This is a genomic window from Lysobacterales bacterium, assembly GCA_019634735.1.
In the GTDB taxonomy this organism is placed as follows: domain Bacteria; phylum Pseudomonadota; class Gammaproteobacteria; order Xanthomonadales; family UBA2363; genus Pseudofulvimonas.
Window position 1 is genome coordinate 65,612 of sequence record JAHCAT010000003.1, and the last position, 15,611, is coordinate 81,222.

Consider the following 15,611-nt stretch of genomic DNA (forward strand, 5'->3'; position numbering starts at 1 on the left):
ACGGCACCTCACTTCTCCCCTCCCCCGCCTGCGGGGGAGGGGCGGGGGAGAGGGCCCGGGCTTGCCCTGACCTGAGCCGCGTCAGCCGCCCGCGGCGGACCAGCCGCAGTCGCGGCCGGCGTTGCGTTCCTGCAGCCAGGCCATCAGCGGCGCGAAGTAGTCGAGGATGGCGCTGGCGTCCATCTCGCGGGTGCCGGTCAGCTCGAACAGGGTGTCCTGCCAGGGCTGGCTGTTGCCCTTGGCCAGCATCGCCCAGAAGCGCTCGCCGGCCTCCTTGCTGCCGTAGATCGAGCATTCGTGCAGCGGGCCTTCGTGGCCGGCGGCGTCGCAGAGGGCGCGCTGGAACTGGAACTGCAGGATGTGCGCCAGGAAGTAGCGGGTGTAGGGCGTGTTGCCGGGCACGTGGTACTTGGCGCCCGGGTCGAAGTCCTCCTCGCTGCGCGGCATCGGCGCCGACACACCCTGGTAGCGCTGGCGCAGTTCCCACCAGGCGGCGTTGTAGCGCTCCTGGGGCACCCGGCCGTCGAACACCGCCCAGCGCCACTGGTCGATCAGCTTGCCGAACGGCAGGAACACGACCTTGCTGAGCGCCATCTTCATCTGGGCGTTGAGGGTGGCCTGATCGCCGGCACCGGCATCGCCGGCCAGGCCGATCTGCGCCAGGTACTGCGGCGTCAGCGACAGCACCACGGTGTCGCCGATCGCCTCGTGGAAGCCGTCGTGGGCGCCGGCCTGGAACAGCGGCGGCAGCGGGTTGTAGGCCAGGTAGTAATAGATGTGGCCCAGCTCGTGGTAGATGGTGGTGAACTCTTCCTCCGTGGGCTGGATGCACATCTTGATGCGCACGTCACCCTCCAGGTTCATGTCCCAGGCCGAGGCATGGCAGACGACCTCCCGGTCCGCCGGCTTGGTGAACTGCGAGCGCTGGTAGAACGATTCCGGCAGCGCCGGCATGCCCAGCGAGGTGTAGAAATCCTCGGCAAGGCGGGTCATCGCCCTGGCGTCCATGCCGCTGGCCGCGAGCGCCGCGTCGACGTCAAGGCTCGAGGCGCCCGGGAAGGGCTCGAGCATCGGATACAGGGCGCTCCAGTCCTGCGCCCACATGTTGCCGGTGATGTGCGCGGGGATGGTGCCGTCGCCCGGCATGCGCGCGCCGTACTGGCTGCGCAGGGTCTCGCGGACGTGGCAGTGCAACTGCTCGTAGAGCGGCTTGACCTGGTCCCACAGGCGATCGGTCTCGGCCTCGAAGTCGGCCGCCGGCATGTCGTAGCCGGCGCGCCACATCTCGCCGGCGTTGGCGTAGCCCAGCTCGCCCGCGCCCTCGTTGACCAGTGCGGCGAAACGCACGTAGTCGGCACGCATCGGCCGGGAGATGGTGTGCCAGCCGGCCCAGGCATCGAGCTGGGCGTCCCAGTCGCGGTCGCGCGCCAGCACCTGGGACAGGGCGCCCAGGTCGCGGCAGGTGGCCGGGTCGGCCTCGTCGCGGCAATGCTTGCCGCTGCCGTAGGTGGCTTCCAGGCGCGCGGCGATCTCGGTCAGCTCGCTGCGGCGCGCCGGGTCAGAGGGCGCCGGCATGGCGGTGGCCAGGCGCAGCAGGTCCAGGCTGCGCCGCACCGCGGGCGCCAGGCTTTCGGCCTGGCCGGCGTAGCGGCGCGCCTTGGCATTGGCCTCGTTGAGCCAGGCCAGGTGGCGCTCGTTGGCGCGCGAGGCGACCAGCTGCGAGTCCTCGTTGATGTAGGTACTGGCGATCCACTGTGCCGCCGAGATCTCGGGGAAGGCGGCTCGATACTCGTCGTTGAGGCGCTCGACCAGGGCGGCCGCCGAAGTCGCATCGGCCCGGGCGGTGGGTGCCTCGACCACGGGGGGAGGCGTGGTGCCGCTGCCGCACCCGGCCAGCAGCACGGTGGCGAGGGTCAGGCCGGACGCGGCCAGGGGGTGGAGAAGGGTGCGGGACATGGCGTGGCTCGGCGAAGGCGTGGCCGGGCAGCATAGCCGCGCCATGGTAGAAAGACGACTCGCCCAAGACTCGGAGACCGCGCCCATGCGCCACTGCCTGTCGATCCTCGCGCTGCTGCTGGGCGCCCTGGCGTCGGGCTGCGCACGGGCGCCGGCCGAGCAGCGCCTGCGCGACACCATCGCCGCCATGGAGACGGCGATCGAGGCCAACCGCGTCAACGATTTTCTGGACGGCGTCAGTAGCGAGTTCACCGGCAACGCCGGCGAGTACGACCGGCGCAGCCTGCACGCGCTGCTGCGGGCGATGGCGCTGCGCCACCAGCGCGTCTCGGTGGTGCTGGGGCCGCTGGACATCACTGTGCACGAAGGCGGCCGCGCCAGCGTGCGCGTCGACGTGCTGGCCACCGGCAGCGCCGGCGGCCTGCTGCCCGAGGCCGGTCGCCGTTTCCGCATCGACAGCGGCTGGCGCGAGGAAGACGGCCAGTGGCGCTGCATCAGCGCGACCTGGAACGAATGAGCGGATCGACCCGACCATGGCCATGAACGACGCTGTCTCGGCGGCCAGCCCGGACGACAAGGCAGGACAGGACGAGGTCTCGGGCGCGCCGTCGGCGCCCGCGCTCGGCCTCAGCCATGGCCTGGCCGGAGAGCTGCCCGAATTGCAGGCGCGAGCCCGTCCGATGCCGGTGCCGGCGCCGCGCCTGCTGGCCTGGAATGCCCCGCTGGCGCGCGAGTTGGGGCTGGCCCCGGCGCTCGACGACGATCCCGGGCTGCTGGCGCAGCTGTTCAGCGGCGCGCTGCTGCCCGCCGACGCCCGCCCGGTCGCCCTGGCCTATGCCGGCCACCAGTTCGGCCACTTCGTACCCCAGCTCGGCGACGGCCGGGCCCTGCTGCTGGGCGAACGCGTGCTGCCGGACGGCCGGCGCTTCGACCTGCAACTCAAGGGCGCCGGCCATACCGTGTTCTCCCGCGGCGGCGACGGCCGCGCCGCGCTTGGCCCGGTGCTGCGCGAATACCTGGTCAGCGAGGTGATGGCGGCACTGGGCGTACCGACCACCCGCGCGCTGGCCGCGGCGGCGACCGGCGAGGGCGTCTGGCGCGAACGCCCGTTGCCGGGCGCCGTGCTGACCCGCGTCGCCGCCAGCCACCTGCGCATCGGCAGCTTCGAATACCTGGCCGCGCGCGGCCAGGTCGATGCGCTGGCGCGCCTGGTCGATCACGCGCTGGCGCGTCACTACCCGGCGCAGGACGGCGACCAGCCGCCGGCCCTGCGCCTGCTGGCCGCGGTGGCGGACGCTCAGGCGCGCCTGGTCGCGCACTGGCTGGCGGTCGGCTTCGTGCACGGTGTGATGAACACCGACAACGTCGCGATCTCGGGCGAGACCCTGGACTACGGCCCCTGCGCCTTCATGGACGCCTACCATCCGGACACCGTGTTCAGCTCCATCGACCGCCATGGCCGCTACGCCTGGGGCCGGCAGCCGGCCATCGCGCACTGGAACCTCGGCTGCCTGGCGATGGCCCTGCGCCCGCTGCTGGACCTCGAGGAGGACCGCAACCTGGACGACGCGCAGGCCGTGCTCGACGGCTTCCCGGCGCGCATCGACGCGTTGTGGCAGGCGCGTCTGCTCGGCAAGCTGGGCTTGTCGCCGGCCACGGCATCCGACTCGAAGCCAGCGGGCGAGGGCGCAGACCCGCTGCACGATTCGCGCGCCGTCGTCCCGGAGCACGACCGGGCCCTGGCGACCGACCTGCTGGCACTCATGCAGGCCGCCGGCGCCGACTGGACCGCCAGCTTCCGCCACCTGGGCCAGTCCCTGCTGGAAGCGCCGGACTGGCCCGGCCTGCGCGCGCAGTTCGACGGCCACGGCGACGGCCTCACCGCCTGGCTGTCGCGCTGGCACGCGCGACTGGCGCTGGACGGCATCGGCCCCGACGTCCGCGCCGCGGCGATGCACGCCGTCAACCCGGCCCGCATCCCGCGCAACCATCTCGTCGAGGCCGCCCTGGCCGCCGCCCACGACGGCGATTTCGCACCCTTTCGGCGACTGCAGGCGGCGCTTGCCAGCCCCTACGACGAAGCCCCCGCCTTCGCCGACCTCGCCGCCCCGCCGCCCGCGCCCGAGCAGCCCTACCGCACCTTCTGCGGCACCTGAGCGACCGCCACCCTGCCATCGGTGTCACGGCACCCACGTCCCCTTCCCAGGCCTGGCGGGGAGGGGGATTCGGCCGCCCCCGGCCAGCGCGCGCCGTCGGGCCGGCAACGATGCAGATCATGGCCAGCCCCGACCCTCTCCCCCCGGCCCCTCTCCCAGGGGGAGAGGGGAGTGGATCGCGCTCCGCTTCCCGAGTCCCGAGTCCGAGTCCGAGTCCGAGTCCCAGTCCGAGTCCCAGTCCGAGTCCCAGTCCGAGTCCCAGTCCGAGTCCCAGTCCGAGTCCCAGTCCGAGTCCCAGTCCGAGTCCGAGTCCGAGTCCGAGTCCCGAGTCCCGAGTCCCGAGTCCCGAGTCCCGAGTCCCGAGTCCCGAGGTTGCCGAGCTAGCCGCGGCACCGCACTTCTCCCCTCCCCCGCCTGCGGGGGAGGGGCGGGGGAGAGGGCCGCCCCGGCCAGCGCGCGGCCAGCAAGCTTGCGGCAAGGACCCCGGCACGACGCGGCACCGGTCATCGCCACCGCGGCGCTGAATCCAAACGCCCACCTGCCCGCATCCAAGCCCCCGAAGCGCTGCGATCCGCCAGCGCAAGACAGGAGTTGCAGGATGCATGCGAGAACACGAACCCGGGGCGGCCTGATCGCGCTCGCCCTGGCGCTGGCCGGAAGCCTGGCGAACGCCACCGGCGCCCCCGGTGCCGACGCCGCCGAAGGCGGCAATCCGGATGCGGTGCTGGCCCAGGCCTCCGTCTTCTGGCAAACCGTGGCCGCCGATGCACCGGCGCGTCCGGCCCTGCTGGAACGCCACTTCAGTGCAGGCATCCGCGCGCGCAACGGCGACGACAAGCTGCTGGAGACCTTCGCCATGCTGGCCGAGTCGCTGGCGCCGGAACTTGCCACCCTGCCGCCCCCCGAGCGGGCTGGCGAGGACCAGGCCCTGGCCGGCGAGCTGCACTACACCCTGGCCAGCGGCCGCCGCGTGGCGCTGACGCTGGCACTGACCGACACCGATCCGCCGCAGATCGAGCGCTTTTCCCTGCGGCCGCTGCCGCCCAAGGTCGAGGCGGTCGGCCCGTCGGAGTTGCCCGGTGTGATCGACGCGCGGCTGACCGCCGAGGCCGCCGCCGGCCGCTTCTCGGGCGCGGTGCTGGTGGCCCGCGGCGAAGAGGTGATCTTCGAACGCGCGGTCGGCCTGGCGGACCGCGCGACCGGCCGCGCCAACACCCTGGATACGCCGATCAACCTGGGCTCGATCAACAAGATGTTCACCGGCATCGCCATCGCCCAGTTGCAGGAGTCCGGCAAGCTGGACTGGCAGGACACCGTCGGCCGCCACCTGCCGGACTTCCCGAACGCGACGGTCCGCGACACGGTGACCCTGCACCAGCTGCTCACCCACACCTCCGGCGTCGGCTCCTACTGGAACGAAGCCCACGACGCGCGCCTGCCTGCCCTGGACAGCCAGCAGGCCTTCCTGGACACCTTCATCGATCAGCCGCTGCTGTTCGAGCCCGGCCAGGGCCTGGAATACAGCAATGGCGGGCCGGTCGTCCTGGGCCTGGTGATCGAGGCACTGAGCGGCAGCGACTACTACCAGTACATCCGCGAACACATCTACACGCCCGCCGGCATGAAGCACGCCGACCACTACCGGCGCGACGATGCCGACGCAAGCTTCGCGGTGGGCTACGCGCGCGCCGAGGATGGCAGCTGGCGCGACCACCGCGATGGGCTCAGCCTGCGCGGCTCGGCGGCCGGTGGCGGCTATGCCTCCGCCCGCGACCTGCACGGGTTCTCGAAGGCGTTGGCGGACGGCCGCCTGCTGCCGCGCGAGAAGCTGGAAACACTCTGGCAGCCCCATGTCCAGACCGGACCCATGGGCTACGGCTACCTGTTCAGCGTCGGCGGCCGGCCCGGACGGCGATTCATTGGCCACAACGGCGGCGCGTCGGGCATATCCGCGGCATTCATGCATTATCCCGACGACGGTCTGGCGATCGTGGTCCTGGCCAACCAGGACCAGGGCGCCGAGGCGATCAGCGAATGGCTGCAGGCCCAGGTCGAGGCCGCGCTGTTCGGACCCGACAACCCCTGAACGGAGCAGGCCTCATGGAAACCTTCTTCATCCCGCTGGCGCTGGTCCTGCCGCCGATCCTGATCACCGCCATGGTGCTGCGCCATCGGCGCAGCCGCGCCGAGATGCGCTATCGCCTGCTGCTGCAGCTGGCCGAGGCCGGCGTGCCGCTGCCGACGACCTTGCCCGGCGAGGCGGCGCCGCAGCAGTGCGACCGCCGCCGTGCCCTGGTCCTGCTCGCCGGGGGCCTCGGACTGAGCCTCACCCTGCTGGCGCTGCCGCTCGACTACCACGCCGGCCACCGCCTGGCCGAGCTGTGGGGCCTGGGCATCCTGCCGGTCGCGCTGGGCCTGGGCTACCTCGGCAACTGGTACCTGACCCGGCGCGGTCGTGGCCACGGATGACCGCGATGCGCAGGCGCGCATCGACCGCGCCCTGGTCGCCAGGGCCCTGCAGGACGACGGCGCGCGCGCGTTCGAGGCCCTGGTGCGCCGGCACCAGGGCCGTGTGCGCGCGCAACTGCGCCGCCTGCTGGGCGACGATCCGGCGCTGGCCGACGATCTCGCGCAGGACAGCTTCGTGCTGGCCTGGCGCAAGCTGGCGCAGTTCCGCGGCGACTCGCAGTTCGCCACCTGGCTGCACCGCATCGCCCATGCCCGTTTCCTGCAGCACCTGCGCAGCCGGGCAGGGCGGGCAGGGCAGTCGATCGGGCTGGACGGGGACGAGCCCCCGGCCGCCGACCGCGGCGGCCCCGAGGCCGGGCTCGACCTGGAGGCCGCCCTGCGCTGTCTGTCCGCCAACCAGCGCGCGGCGCTGCTGTACTGCGTGCAACTGGATTTCACCCACGAAGAAGCCGCCGAGGTGCTGGACATGCCGCTGGGCACCGTGAAGACGCACGTGGCGCGGGGCAAGGCCAGGCTGCGCACGCTGCTCAGGGACTGGGCGCCGGGAGACAGCAACGATGAATGAACCGGACGAACTCACCGACCGCACGCTGGACGACCTGCTGCGCAAGGGCTTCAAGGGCGAGGTGGCGGACGACGGCTTCTCGACCCGGGTGATGCGCGCCCTGCCGCCGCGTCGCCGCCAGCGACCCTGGCTGCTGCCGGGCGCGGCCCTGGCCGGCGGCCTGCTGGCCTGGCTGGCCGTACTGCCCGCCCAGGCCTGGCAGGACATCGCCCGCGAGTGGCTGGCCGGCGACGTCGGTCCGGTCACCGTCGGCACCGGCATGCTGCTGCTCGTGGTCTCGATGCTCGGCTGCGCCTGGGCGCTGGACGAGGCCTAGGCCCCGGCCTTGGCCCCACCCAGAGCACAAAAAGGTGTCAGGGACAATTGGAAAAAGTGCCAGGGAAAAGGTGCCAGGGACATTTTCCTCGGGCGGGAACCAATTCGAAAAAGGTGCCAGGGACAATCTACTCGGACGGGAACAGGTGCCGGGTAGAGTTTCCCCCGGGGGGCGGCTGTCCGCGGCCGCGTCCGCATCGACGTGGCAAGCGGCACCTTCGCAGTGGCTGTCCGATCATCGTAAAAATTGTCCCCGACACCTTTTCGCCTTCTCGCACGACGAGGTTCCGACGGCCTCGCTACGCGTCGTCATGAGGCATCCAGGCCAGGCGGTGGCCGGGTACCCGCCAGCTGGTCACGGTCGCGAGCACGCTCGGCAGCAATTTGCTGCGTCCTGTGGGCTCACGCAAGCCCTCGCCGACGCCACAGCTCTGCCTGGGCGCGTCGCCATCGCAAAGGTGTCCAAAAAATGGGTGGCGAAAGAATGTAGGGCACGATTGGCGCTGACACAGCGCCAAGCTGCTTTGCTGTCCGCATAGGGTTGCTTGACGATAGTAACGCCTGGCGATAGTATTTTCCGGGGCCATCCGATCCTTTCGATGCAAGGACACTGAAGCCCTGTTCGGTGGCGTACGGGTGCGGCGCTTTGGTGCCATCGAGGCGGTGGCGATGCGCAAGCTGGCGATGCTGAACCGGGCTGCAGCGCTTTCCGATCTCCGGGTTCCGCCAGGCAATCGACTGGAGGCACTCCGGGGCGACAGGCAAGGGCAGCACAGCATCAGGATCAACGATCAGTGGCGGGTTTGCTTCGTCTGGTCGCAGGCTGGTGCCGTTGCGGTCGAGATAGTCGACTATCACTGAGGAACACTCGCATGCGTTGCGTCCCCTATCCACATCCCGGCGAGATCCTGCTTGAAGAGTTCCTCAAGCCGATGGGCATCACGCAGTACCGTCTGGCCAAGGAGATCGGCGTGCCGCAGCGGCGGATCGGAGAGATCGTTGCGGGCAAGCGCGCAGTCACGGCCGATACCGGCCTGCGTCTGTCGCGCTTCTTTGGCATGTCGGAGGGCTTCTGGATTGGCCTGCAGGCCGACTTCGATGCCGCCTTGGCGAAGGACGCCCTCGCAGATGTGCTCGCTGGCATCCGGCCCTGGCCGGTTGACCATGCGGCCTGACCGGTGCGGGGGGCGCTGGATCCGGAAAATTGGGTTCATCGAGGAATCGTGTGGGTAGCTCCGGGGTGGCGTCCCAGGCCGTGGTGCAACAGCAAGCGGAATCGTGAGTGTCCGCCAGCGCTGGGTTGCGGGGATTACCCGGCTACGGCGCGAAGATCGGCGGCCGAAGTAGCAGTCTCATGAAATGCCCAGGCCAGGTGGTATCAGTTCTCGGGCGAAAAGGTGCCCGGGCGGAAAGGTGCCAGGGACGAATTGTTCGGGCGCGACCAGGTGGCGGGGGCAGTTCCCCCGGGGGCGGCTGTCCGCGGCCGCTTCCGCATCGACGTGGCAAGCGGCACCTTCGCAGTGGCCGTCCGAGCACCGTGAAAAATTGTCCCTGACACCTTTTCGCCATGGCATCCCTTGGCTAGGCGCCGGGGGTCGTTGGCGGGCGGGCAGCTGAGGGGAAGTGCCGCGCATGCTCGGTGCGCAGCCGCAGCAGCCAGGCCAGGGGCAGCAGCACGGGCGGGCCGGTCAGCAGCAGGTGGCTGGAGACCTTGGTGTCCGCAGCGGCCGGCTCGCAGGCGCCGATCACGACCAGTAGTCCGAGGAAAAAAGGCACGCACGCCAGCACGACACCGAGCCCAAGCATCACGTGCCAGATCGCCGGCCGATCCGGCAGCGGATCGCGCCGCGCATGGCACAGGTCCAGCAGCAGAACCCAGTAGGCGGTCAGCGCCGCAGCCGCCACCACGAACGCCAGGCTCAGCAGCGGGAACGGCAGTTCGCGCAAGTGAAGACCGACGAGCAGGTACAGGCCAGCCCAGAGCAGGACCGCCACGCTGGTGGGCGCCACGATCAGCACCGAGAGCAGGACCAGAAGGTGTTTTCGGGTTTCCAGGGACACTGCTGAGGACTCCTCTTTGGCATCGCAGGCGAACTCTGACAGTCGAGCACGCCCTCCATCACGCCACACCTCGCCCGCTGTAGAGACTTCCAGGCACGTGCACGAAGCGCGTTGTTGCACACCGTCCTGCCGAAACGCAGGCAAGTTCGTGGCAAATTCAGGGCAGGGGGTCGGTAGGTGCAGGTGCCAGGAAGAAAGTGCCGGGGACAACTCCCTGATGGCAGCATAGGTTTTGCCGCGGAAAGGATGCCGGGGCGAACCTCCCGGAACGGTTGTCCAGGTCCGGTTCCGTGCCCGCGAGTCTGGCGCGGCCGCGCCCCGTGGTTGCGCAGCTTCCTTGCAGTTGTTCCCTTGGCTCTTCTTCGGGGGGCATCCTGCTTGGTGGCGCCGGTTCTCGGCTAACCTTGCCGTCAGCCTGATGTCTGTGCGGCCGGTCTGCGTCGGGGCCTCCCGCGCGTCCGGGTTCCGGTCTGCCATGCAATGCTGACGCGCAGGTGTGTTGCAACCGCTTTGGGTGCGGTACTGTCCGACCCCGGGTGCAACCAACGGCCGCTTGCGCGGCGCTGCGGGAGCGCCGACCAAAGTTCAGCAGCCTGTGTGCCAGGCAGCAGCGGGGGGGCATCGATGTCGGAGTCGGCTGCAATGGATGAGGGCGCGCAGATCACCCTGCTGCTTGCGCGGGTGGCAGAGGGCGACCATGACGCCGACGCGCCGCTGGCCAACGCGGTCGTCCGGCGACTGGAGCGGATCGCGGCACGCGAGCTGGCACCCTACCAGGGCGACGGCGCGCTGCTGACGCTGGAGCCGGGGATGCTCGCCCATGACGCCCTGCTCAAGCTGCTCGACTCGCCGCGCAACTTCGAGAACCGCAGGCACTTCTTCGCCTACGCGACCCAGATCATCGCTCGCGCCCTGATTGACTACCAGCGACGCTGCAACGCCAACAAGCGCGGCGGCGACCAGGCCCGGGTGAGCCTGTCGGTCGCGGCCGAGGAGTCCACCATCGATGTCGAACAGGTCCCGGAGATCCTGGACGAGCTCGAGACGCTGGATGCGCGAAAGGCCGACCTGGTCCGGCTTCGGGTGTTCTGGGGTGCGACCATGCCCGAGATCGCCGAGTTGCTGGGCATCTCATTGGCGACTGCCGAGCGCGACTGGGGCTTCGCCCGTCGCTGGCTGATGGCTCGCCTGCTGCGAGACCAGGGCGGCTGAGGTCCACGCCCGGCTCCAATCCTCGTCTTCCCGCCGGCGACCGACGGACCGATCCGTTTGCGCCAGCGCCTGCCGCCCGAACCTGCCCTGCGTTGCGCCTCCCACGGCAGGACCCTGAAGGGCTTTGCGGTCGCGAATCCGTATCCGTCTGGTAACGGCGATCGCGCAGCGGTGCGACTGCCGTCCAGCCCGGGCGATCCGCGGCACCGTCGGCGAGAACGTCGAGCACGCGCAGGAGCGCAGTGATCGGCGGTTGGCGCCGCGGGCCACGGTGGCTGCCCGGCCAACAGAAGAACGGGAGATTCACCATGTCACGATCCCTGACCGCCCTTGTCGTCGCGCTGGTCCTCATGCCCCAGGCCTGCGCGGCTTCCGTCGAGGCTGCCGGCGATGGCCAGCAGGCCGACGATCCGCCGATGCGCTCGGGCACGTGGGTCATCCGCAACCACACCTGTCCCGGCGGCAACCGCACCGACGCCCTGCATCGGGATGACGACGGCCGTCTGTGGGTGGGTTGCGGTACCGCAGCCGCCGGTTACGGGCTCTACTCAAGCCAGGACGGCGGCCACGCCTGGTCGCGGGTGACGGTCGCGCCGGCCAGCCTGCTCAGCCAGCAGTTCCGGGTGAGCTCGATCTCGCGGGGGCATGACGGCGCGCTCTACGTCGCCGGGTTCGAGTCGACCACCTGGAACATGGTGCTGCGCCTGGACACCGCGGCGACCCCGATCGCCGCCAGCGTGGTGCTCGAGGGCGCCAGCCAGGTCGGCCGGCTGTTCCATGTCGGCGGCTACCGCGAACTCTCCGACGGTCGCGCCATCGCCGAGGCGCTGAACAGCGCCGACCTGCTGTATCGACCGAATGCCTCGACCGGCCCGTCGGCGTCGTCCTGGACCGTGCCCGGCGGCCCGCTCTTCCAGATCCTCGACCTGATGGTGCGCAACGACCAGTTCTTCGGCGTTGGCAGCACGATCGCCGAGCCGCCGCGCGTGTTCCTGCCGCCGACACTGCCGGGCGCCCAGCCCTACGAATGGTCGGTCATGCACTTGCCGACGACCGGCTGGACTGGCGAGATGTGGGGGGTCGCCACCAATGCATCGCGCCTGGTTGCGGTCGGCGTCGACCAGGACGCCAACATCGGCAAGATCTATATCAGCGTCGGCAACCCTTACAACAACAGCTGGTTCGTTCGCGATCTGCCAGATATCGTGGGCAGCGGTGGCGCCGGCACCTGGGCCAGGGGAGTGTGCATGCGCGGACAGAACGTGGTCGTGGTCGGCGAACGCCAGCCGCTCGGTGCCGGAAGCGGCCTGGTCGTGCTTTCCGTCGATGGCGGTCAGACCTTCAGCAACATCACGCCGCCTGGCGTGAGCTCCACCGTCAGTCGTTGCGTGATCGAGCCCGATGGCACCCTGATCGTGGCCGGCTCGTCCGGCTTCATCGGCATACGGCTCGGCGAAGCGATCTTCCGCCATGGCTTCGAGGGCTGATCGCGCTTCCTCCGTGTTCGTGCCGGCGCGCCTGGGAAGGCCGCCGGCGGCAGGGGCCTTGTCGTCGGCAGGGCCCGGAGCGGTTGGATGAGCGATCGCGAGCGCTTCCAGCGCGTCGAGCAGCTGTATCACGAGCTCCTGGGGCTTGGCGAGGACGCGCGCCGGAAGCGACTGGAAGCGCTTGCCATCAGCGACCCCGAGGTGCACGCCGAACTGGCACCGCTGCTGAAGGCCAGTGGCCGGACCCAGGCCAACGAACGGGCCCTGGACGAGCTGGCCGCCATGGCCGGCACGCTGGCCCCCCCATCGCAGGCCAAGGCGCCGGGGCAGATCGGTCCGTACCGCCTGATCCGCCTGCTTGGCGAGGGCGGCATGGGGCAGGTCTACCTGGCCGAACAGGAACAGCCGGTCAGGCGCCAGGTCGCCCTCAAGCTGGTCAGGCAAGGCCTGGGCGGCGAGCAGGTCCGCTCGCGCTTCCGCGCAGAACGCCAGGCCCTGGCGCTGCTCGACCACCCCAACGTCGCACGCGTGTACGACGCCGGAACGCTCGACGATGGCCGGCCCTGGCTGGCCATGGAATTCATCGATGGCGAGCCGATCACGCGCTGGGCGCAGCGGCACGCACTGGACCTCGAGCAGCGCATCCGCCTGCTCCTGCCGGTCTGCGAGGCGGTCCAGCATGCGCACCGCAAGGGATTGATCCACCGCGACCTGAAGCCCTCGAACATTCTCGTGGTGGCCGAGGGCGGGCTGGCGCAGCCCAAGGTCATCGACTTCGGCATCGCCCGGCCGGTCGAACTGGCCGACGATGGCCGGTCGTTCGCCACCTCGTTCGGCGAACTGCTGGGCACGCCGGAGTACATGAGTCCGGAGCAGGCCTCGCTGGGCGAGCTGGATGTCGATACCCGGTCCGACGTCTATGCCTTGGGACTGGTGATGTACGAGCTGCTGGTCGGCGCCTTGCCGTTCAGCAGCGGCGAGCTCCGCAGCATGGGCTTCCAGGCCATGTGCCGGGCGATCCGCGAAGTCGAGCCGCCCAGGCCGAGCAGCGTTGCCGGCGGCGACGCGTCGACCCAGCGCTGGCGGCACCGGCTGCGCGGCGATATCGACTCCGTGCTGCTAAAGGCGCTGGCCAAGGATCGCGAGCAACGCTACGGTACGGTCTCCGCCCTGGCCGACGACCTGCGCCGCTACCTCGGCAACGAGCCGGTCCTGGCGCAGCCGCCCAGTCTTCGCTACCGCGCCGGCAAGTTCGTCCGTCGCCATCGGCTGCCGGTGATCGCCGGCACGGTGGTCGCGGTCGGCCTGGTCGTCAGCGGCATCGTGGCGACGCTCGGCCTGGTGCAGGCGCGCAAGTCGGAGGCCCGTGCGATCGTCGCCGCCGAGCATGCCCGGACCGCGCAGCGCAGCGCGCAGACCTCGGCCGCCTTCCTGGTCGAACTGTTCCAGTCCTCCGATCCGCGCCTGAATCCGGGCCTCGACCTGACCGCAGGCGAACTGCTCGCCCGCGGCGAGGAACGCATCGACGCCCTACGCGGTGAGCCGGGCATCCAGGCCGACCTGCTGGCCAACCTCGGCGATGTCTATCGCGTGCTGGGTCGGGCCGATCGCGCCGAGCCTCTGCTGGTGCGCGCCTTCGGGCTGCGAAGCGAGGGACCCGCCGCCGACGTCCGCCGTCGCGCCGAGCTGGCCAGCAGCCTTGCGGCACTGCTGCGCGACCGCCGCGAGTTCGACCAGGCCGAGGCGCTTTACCGCACCGCCCTGGACGAGCTGCACGACGGCCCGCCGGAGCACCGGCTGGTCGAGGCCACCGTGCTGAACGAGCTGGGCATCCTGCTGGGTCGTACCCGGCGTCTGGACGAGTCCGCCGAGGCCTACCGGCAGGCGCACGCGATCATGCTCGCGCTTCGCCCCGACGCGGACGCTTTCGACCTGGACTGGACGCGCCGGATGAGCGCCCTGCTCGGCAACCTGGCCACCTCGCACAATGCCCGGGGCGACCCGGTCGCCGCCGCCCAGGCGACGCGGCAGGCGCTGGAACTGGCTGCCGGACACCTGCCCGAGGCCGATCCCCGACGCGCGGTCTGGCACAACAACCTGGGCCTGTACGCAGCCCGCCAGGGCGACCTGGTCGAGGCCATCGAGGAGATCGGTCGGGCCGTCGCCATCAACGAGCGAAGCCTGCCGCCGGGGCATCCGGTGGCGGCCCTGCATCGCCTCAACCTGGGCGGCTTCCTGGTCCGCGCCGGCCAGGTGGTGGCGGGCCGCGCGCACCTGACACAAGCCCTGCAGGACGCCAGCGCGCAGCATGGCGTGGACAGCCTGGAGGCGGGTCGGGTGTATCGGTGGCTGGGCAATGCCGCCTGGGCCGAGGGCGACCTCGAGCAGGCTTACGCCTACCTGGATCGTTCCGCGCGGATCGTGCGTGCGGCCGGCGACGCCCAGTCCACCGAGCAGTTGCCCCGCCTGTTGGCCCGGAACGCCGAGCTCGCCCTGGCCCTGGGACGGACGGGGCAGGCCGCCGGGCTGGTGGCCGAAGCGCGGGCACTCAGTGGCGAGCGCGAAGAAGACGCGCCGGTGCTGGCGCTGCTGGCCGCCCTGGTCGAGCGCCAGGCGGTCAGCGACGAGGGCGTACGGGCAGACTTGCCCCAGGTGACCTGCGCGCCGGATCGCCCCTGCTGGCGGCATCGAACCGACGAGCTGGTGCTGCAGGCGCAGTGGTGGGCCCTGCAAGGCGATGCCGAGGTGGCTTTCGCCGCGCTCGAGGAGGCGATCGCCCAGCCGGGCTGGTACGCCTGGATGCTCGATGCGCCCGCGCTGCGGCCACTGCGTTCCAGTCCGCAGTGGCCCCCTCTCGAGCGCCGGTTGCGACAACGTCAGGGCATGCACTGAGCGCCTGCGGAATCTTCAGGCCCGAAAGCCGGTCAAGGCTGGCCGGCGCCGGCTTCGGCATCCGGGTGATCGACCCCGTTGAGCGAATCCCGGCGTCGGTCGGACCCGCGCAACAACACGTGCGCGAGACGCGCGCGTCTTCACAGGCCATGGGCGCACGGTGAGGACCCGATGGCTGCGGTGGCCGTCCGCAGGCACCGCTGTCTGGCGTCGTGGTCGGGCGCATCCGGTTCGCGCAGCGCCCGGCGGTTCATGCGGCGCGCTCCAGCCAGGGTTCCCGGCGGCCGGGGAAGGATCGACTGTGCAGGTCGCCGAGCCCGCAGGCGATTGCGCTTTCGCCCGGTGGCGCAGCCAGGCACGGTCGCAGGGTCCGCATGCCGGCGGTCCGCCAGGGCCGCGACCGGCACCGGCATGCGGGGTCCGCTGTTGTCCGGTGCGTATTCCCCAGTGGGGACGCGCGTCGCGTCGCGCAGATCTCGGCCGGAGGACGCCCCTGTC

At 70.8% G+C, this 15,611-nt stretch carries 13 protein-coding genes; 11 read left to right on the forward strand and 2 right to left on the reverse strand.

Translation table 11 applies throughout. The features are described from left to right. Positions 1 to 81 precede the first annotated feature (81 nt). Positions 82 to 1,956 (reverse strand): M2 family metallopeptidase, encoded by a 1,875-nt coding sequence (locus KF823_04220; protein MBX3725103.1) that lies wholly within the window; start codon positions 1,954 to 1,956, stop codon positions 82 to 84. A gap of 85 nt (positions 1,957 to 2,041) precedes the next feature. On the opposite strand from KF823_04220, the gene KF823_04225 reads away from it, so the two are divergent. The 8 genes from KF823_04225 (at position 2,042) to KF823_04260 (ending at position 8,636) form a co-directional block, all read left to right on the forward strand. Continuing rightward, entirely contained in the window at positions 2,042 to 2,473 is a 432-nt protein-coding gene (locus KF823_04225; protein MBX3725104.1) for a hypothetical protein, read from the forward strand. 22 nt (positions 2,474 to 2,495) lie between these two features. Beyond that, positions 2,496 to 4,112 carry a YdiU family protein gene (locus KF823_04230; GenBank protein MBX3725105.1) on the forward strand — a complete coding sequence of 539 codons (1,617 nt, stop codon included), beginning with the start codon at positions 2,496 to 2,498 and terminating at the stop codon, positions 4,110 to 4,112. A 598-nt stretch (positions 4,113 to 4,710) separates the two neighbouring features. Beyond that, on the forward strand, positions 4,711 to 6,198 hold the full coding sequence (locus tag KF823_04235) for a beta-lactamase family protein (protein MBX3725106.1): 1,488 nt from the start codon (positions 4,711 to 4,713) through the stop codon (positions 6,196 to 6,198). A gap of 14 nt (positions 6,199 to 6,212) precedes the next feature. Beyond that, on the forward strand, positions 6,213 to 6,581 hold the full coding sequence (locus KF823_04240) for a hypothetical protein (protein ID MBX3725107.1): 369 nt from the start codon (positions 6,213 to 6,215) through the stop codon (positions 6,579 to 6,581). Then, the gene (locus KF823_04245; GenBank protein MBX3725108.1) at positions 6,568 to 7,146 is read left to right on the forward strand and encodes a sigma-70 family RNA polymerase sigma factor; all 579 of its coding nucleotides are present in this window, start codon (positions 6,568 to 6,570) and stop codon (positions 7,144 to 7,146) included. Before KF823_04240 ends, KF823_04245 begins: the two co-directional genes overlap by 14 nt. Then, positions 7,139 to 7,462, forward strand: a complete 324-nt coding sequence (locus KF823_04250) for a DUF5056 domain-containing protein (GenBank protein MBX3725109.1) — start codon at positions 7,139 to 7,141, stop codon at positions 7,460 to 7,462. The genes KF823_04245 and KF823_04250 overlap by 8 nt, the downstream gene beginning before the upstream one ends. A gap of 560 nt (positions 7,463 to 8,022) precedes the next feature. After that, a complete protein-coding gene (locus KF823_04255; GenBank protein ID MBX3725110.1) occupies positions 8,023 to 8,322 on the forward strand; it encodes a type II toxin-antitoxin system RelE/ParE family toxin in 300 nt (99 codons plus the stop codon). 11 nt (positions 8,323 to 8,333) lie between these two features. Then, entirely contained in the window at positions 8,334 to 8,636 is a 303-nt protein-coding gene (locus KF823_04260) for a HigA family addiction module antidote protein (protein MBX3725111.1), read from the forward strand. 406 nt (positions 8,637 to 9,042) lie between these two features. Here the strand turns inward: KF823_04260 and KF823_04265 are convergent, their stop codons facing one another. Further along, positions 9,043 to 9,522: a hypothetical protein gene (locus KF823_04265; GenBank protein ID MBX3725112.1), complete on the reverse strand. Its 480-nt coding sequence runs from the start codon at positions 9,520 to 9,522 to the stop codon at positions 9,043 to 9,045. Positions 9,523 to 10,164: 642 nt separating this feature from the next. On the opposite strand from KF823_04265, the gene KF823_04270 reads away from it, so the two are divergent. The 3 genes from KF823_04270 to KF823_04280 all read left to right on the forward strand — a co-directional run bounded on the left by KF823_04270 (position 10,165) and on the right by KF823_04280 (position 15,113). Beyond that, the gene (locus KF823_04270; GenBank protein ID MBX3725113.1) at positions 10,165 to 10,734 is read left to right on the forward strand and encodes a sigma-70 family RNA polymerase sigma factor; all 570 of its coding nucleotides are present in this window, start codon (positions 10,165 to 10,167) and stop codon (positions 10,732 to 10,734) included. A gap of 308 nt (positions 10,735 to 11,042) precedes the next feature. After that, complete coding sequence (locus KF823_04275; GenBank protein ID MBX3725114.1) at positions 11,043 to 12,221, forward strand: hypothetical protein; 1,179 nt, start codon at positions 11,043 to 11,045, stop codon at positions 12,219 to 12,221. Between the two features lie 87 nt (positions 12,222 to 12,308). Further along, a complete protein-coding gene (locus tag KF823_04280; GenBank protein ID MBX3725115.1) occupies positions 12,309 to 15,113 on the forward strand; it encodes a protein kinase in 2,805 nt (934 codons plus the stop codon). The last annotated feature ends 498 nt before the right edge of the window (positions 15,114 to 15,611 follow it).

Coding starts and splice junctions, on each gene's coding strand:
- KF823_04220 (MBX3725103.1), bottom strand. CDS start 1,956: ATGTCCCGCACCCTTCTCCACCCCCTGGCCGCGTCCGGCCTGACCCTC.
- KF823_04225 (MBX3725104.1), top strand. CDS start 2,042: ATGCGCCACTGCCTGTCGATCCTCGCGCTGCTGCTGGGCGCCCTGGCG.
- KF823_04230 (MBX3725105.1), top strand. CDS start 2,496: ATGAACGACGCTGTCTCGGCGGCCAGCCCGGACGACAAGGCAGGACAG.
- KF823_04235 (MBX3725106.1), top strand. CDS start 4,711: ATGCATGCGAGAACACGAACCCGGGGCGGCCTGATCGCGCTCGCCCTG.
- KF823_04240 (MBX3725107.1), top strand. CDS start 6,213: ATGGAAACCTTCTTCATCCCGCTGGCGCTGGTCCTGCCGCCGATCCTG.
- KF823_04250 (MBX3725109.1), top strand. CDS start 7,139: ATGAATGAACCGGACGAACTCACCGACCGCACGCTGGACGACCTGCTG.
- KF823_04260 (MBX3725111.1), top strand. CDS start 8,334: ATGCGTTGCGTCCCCTATCCACATCCCGGCGAGATCCTGCTTGAAGAG.
- KF823_04270 (MBX3725113.1), top strand. CDS start 10,165: ATGGATGAGGGCGCGCAGATCACCCTGCTGCTTGCGCGGGTGGCAGAG.
- KF823_04275 (MBX3725114.1), top strand. CDS start 11,043: ATGTCACGATCCCTGACCGCCCTTGTCGTCGCGCTGGTCCTCATGCCC.
- KF823_04280 (MBX3725115.1), top strand. CDS start 12,309: ATGAGCGATCGCGAGCGCTTCCAGCGCGTCGAGCAGCTGTATCACGAG.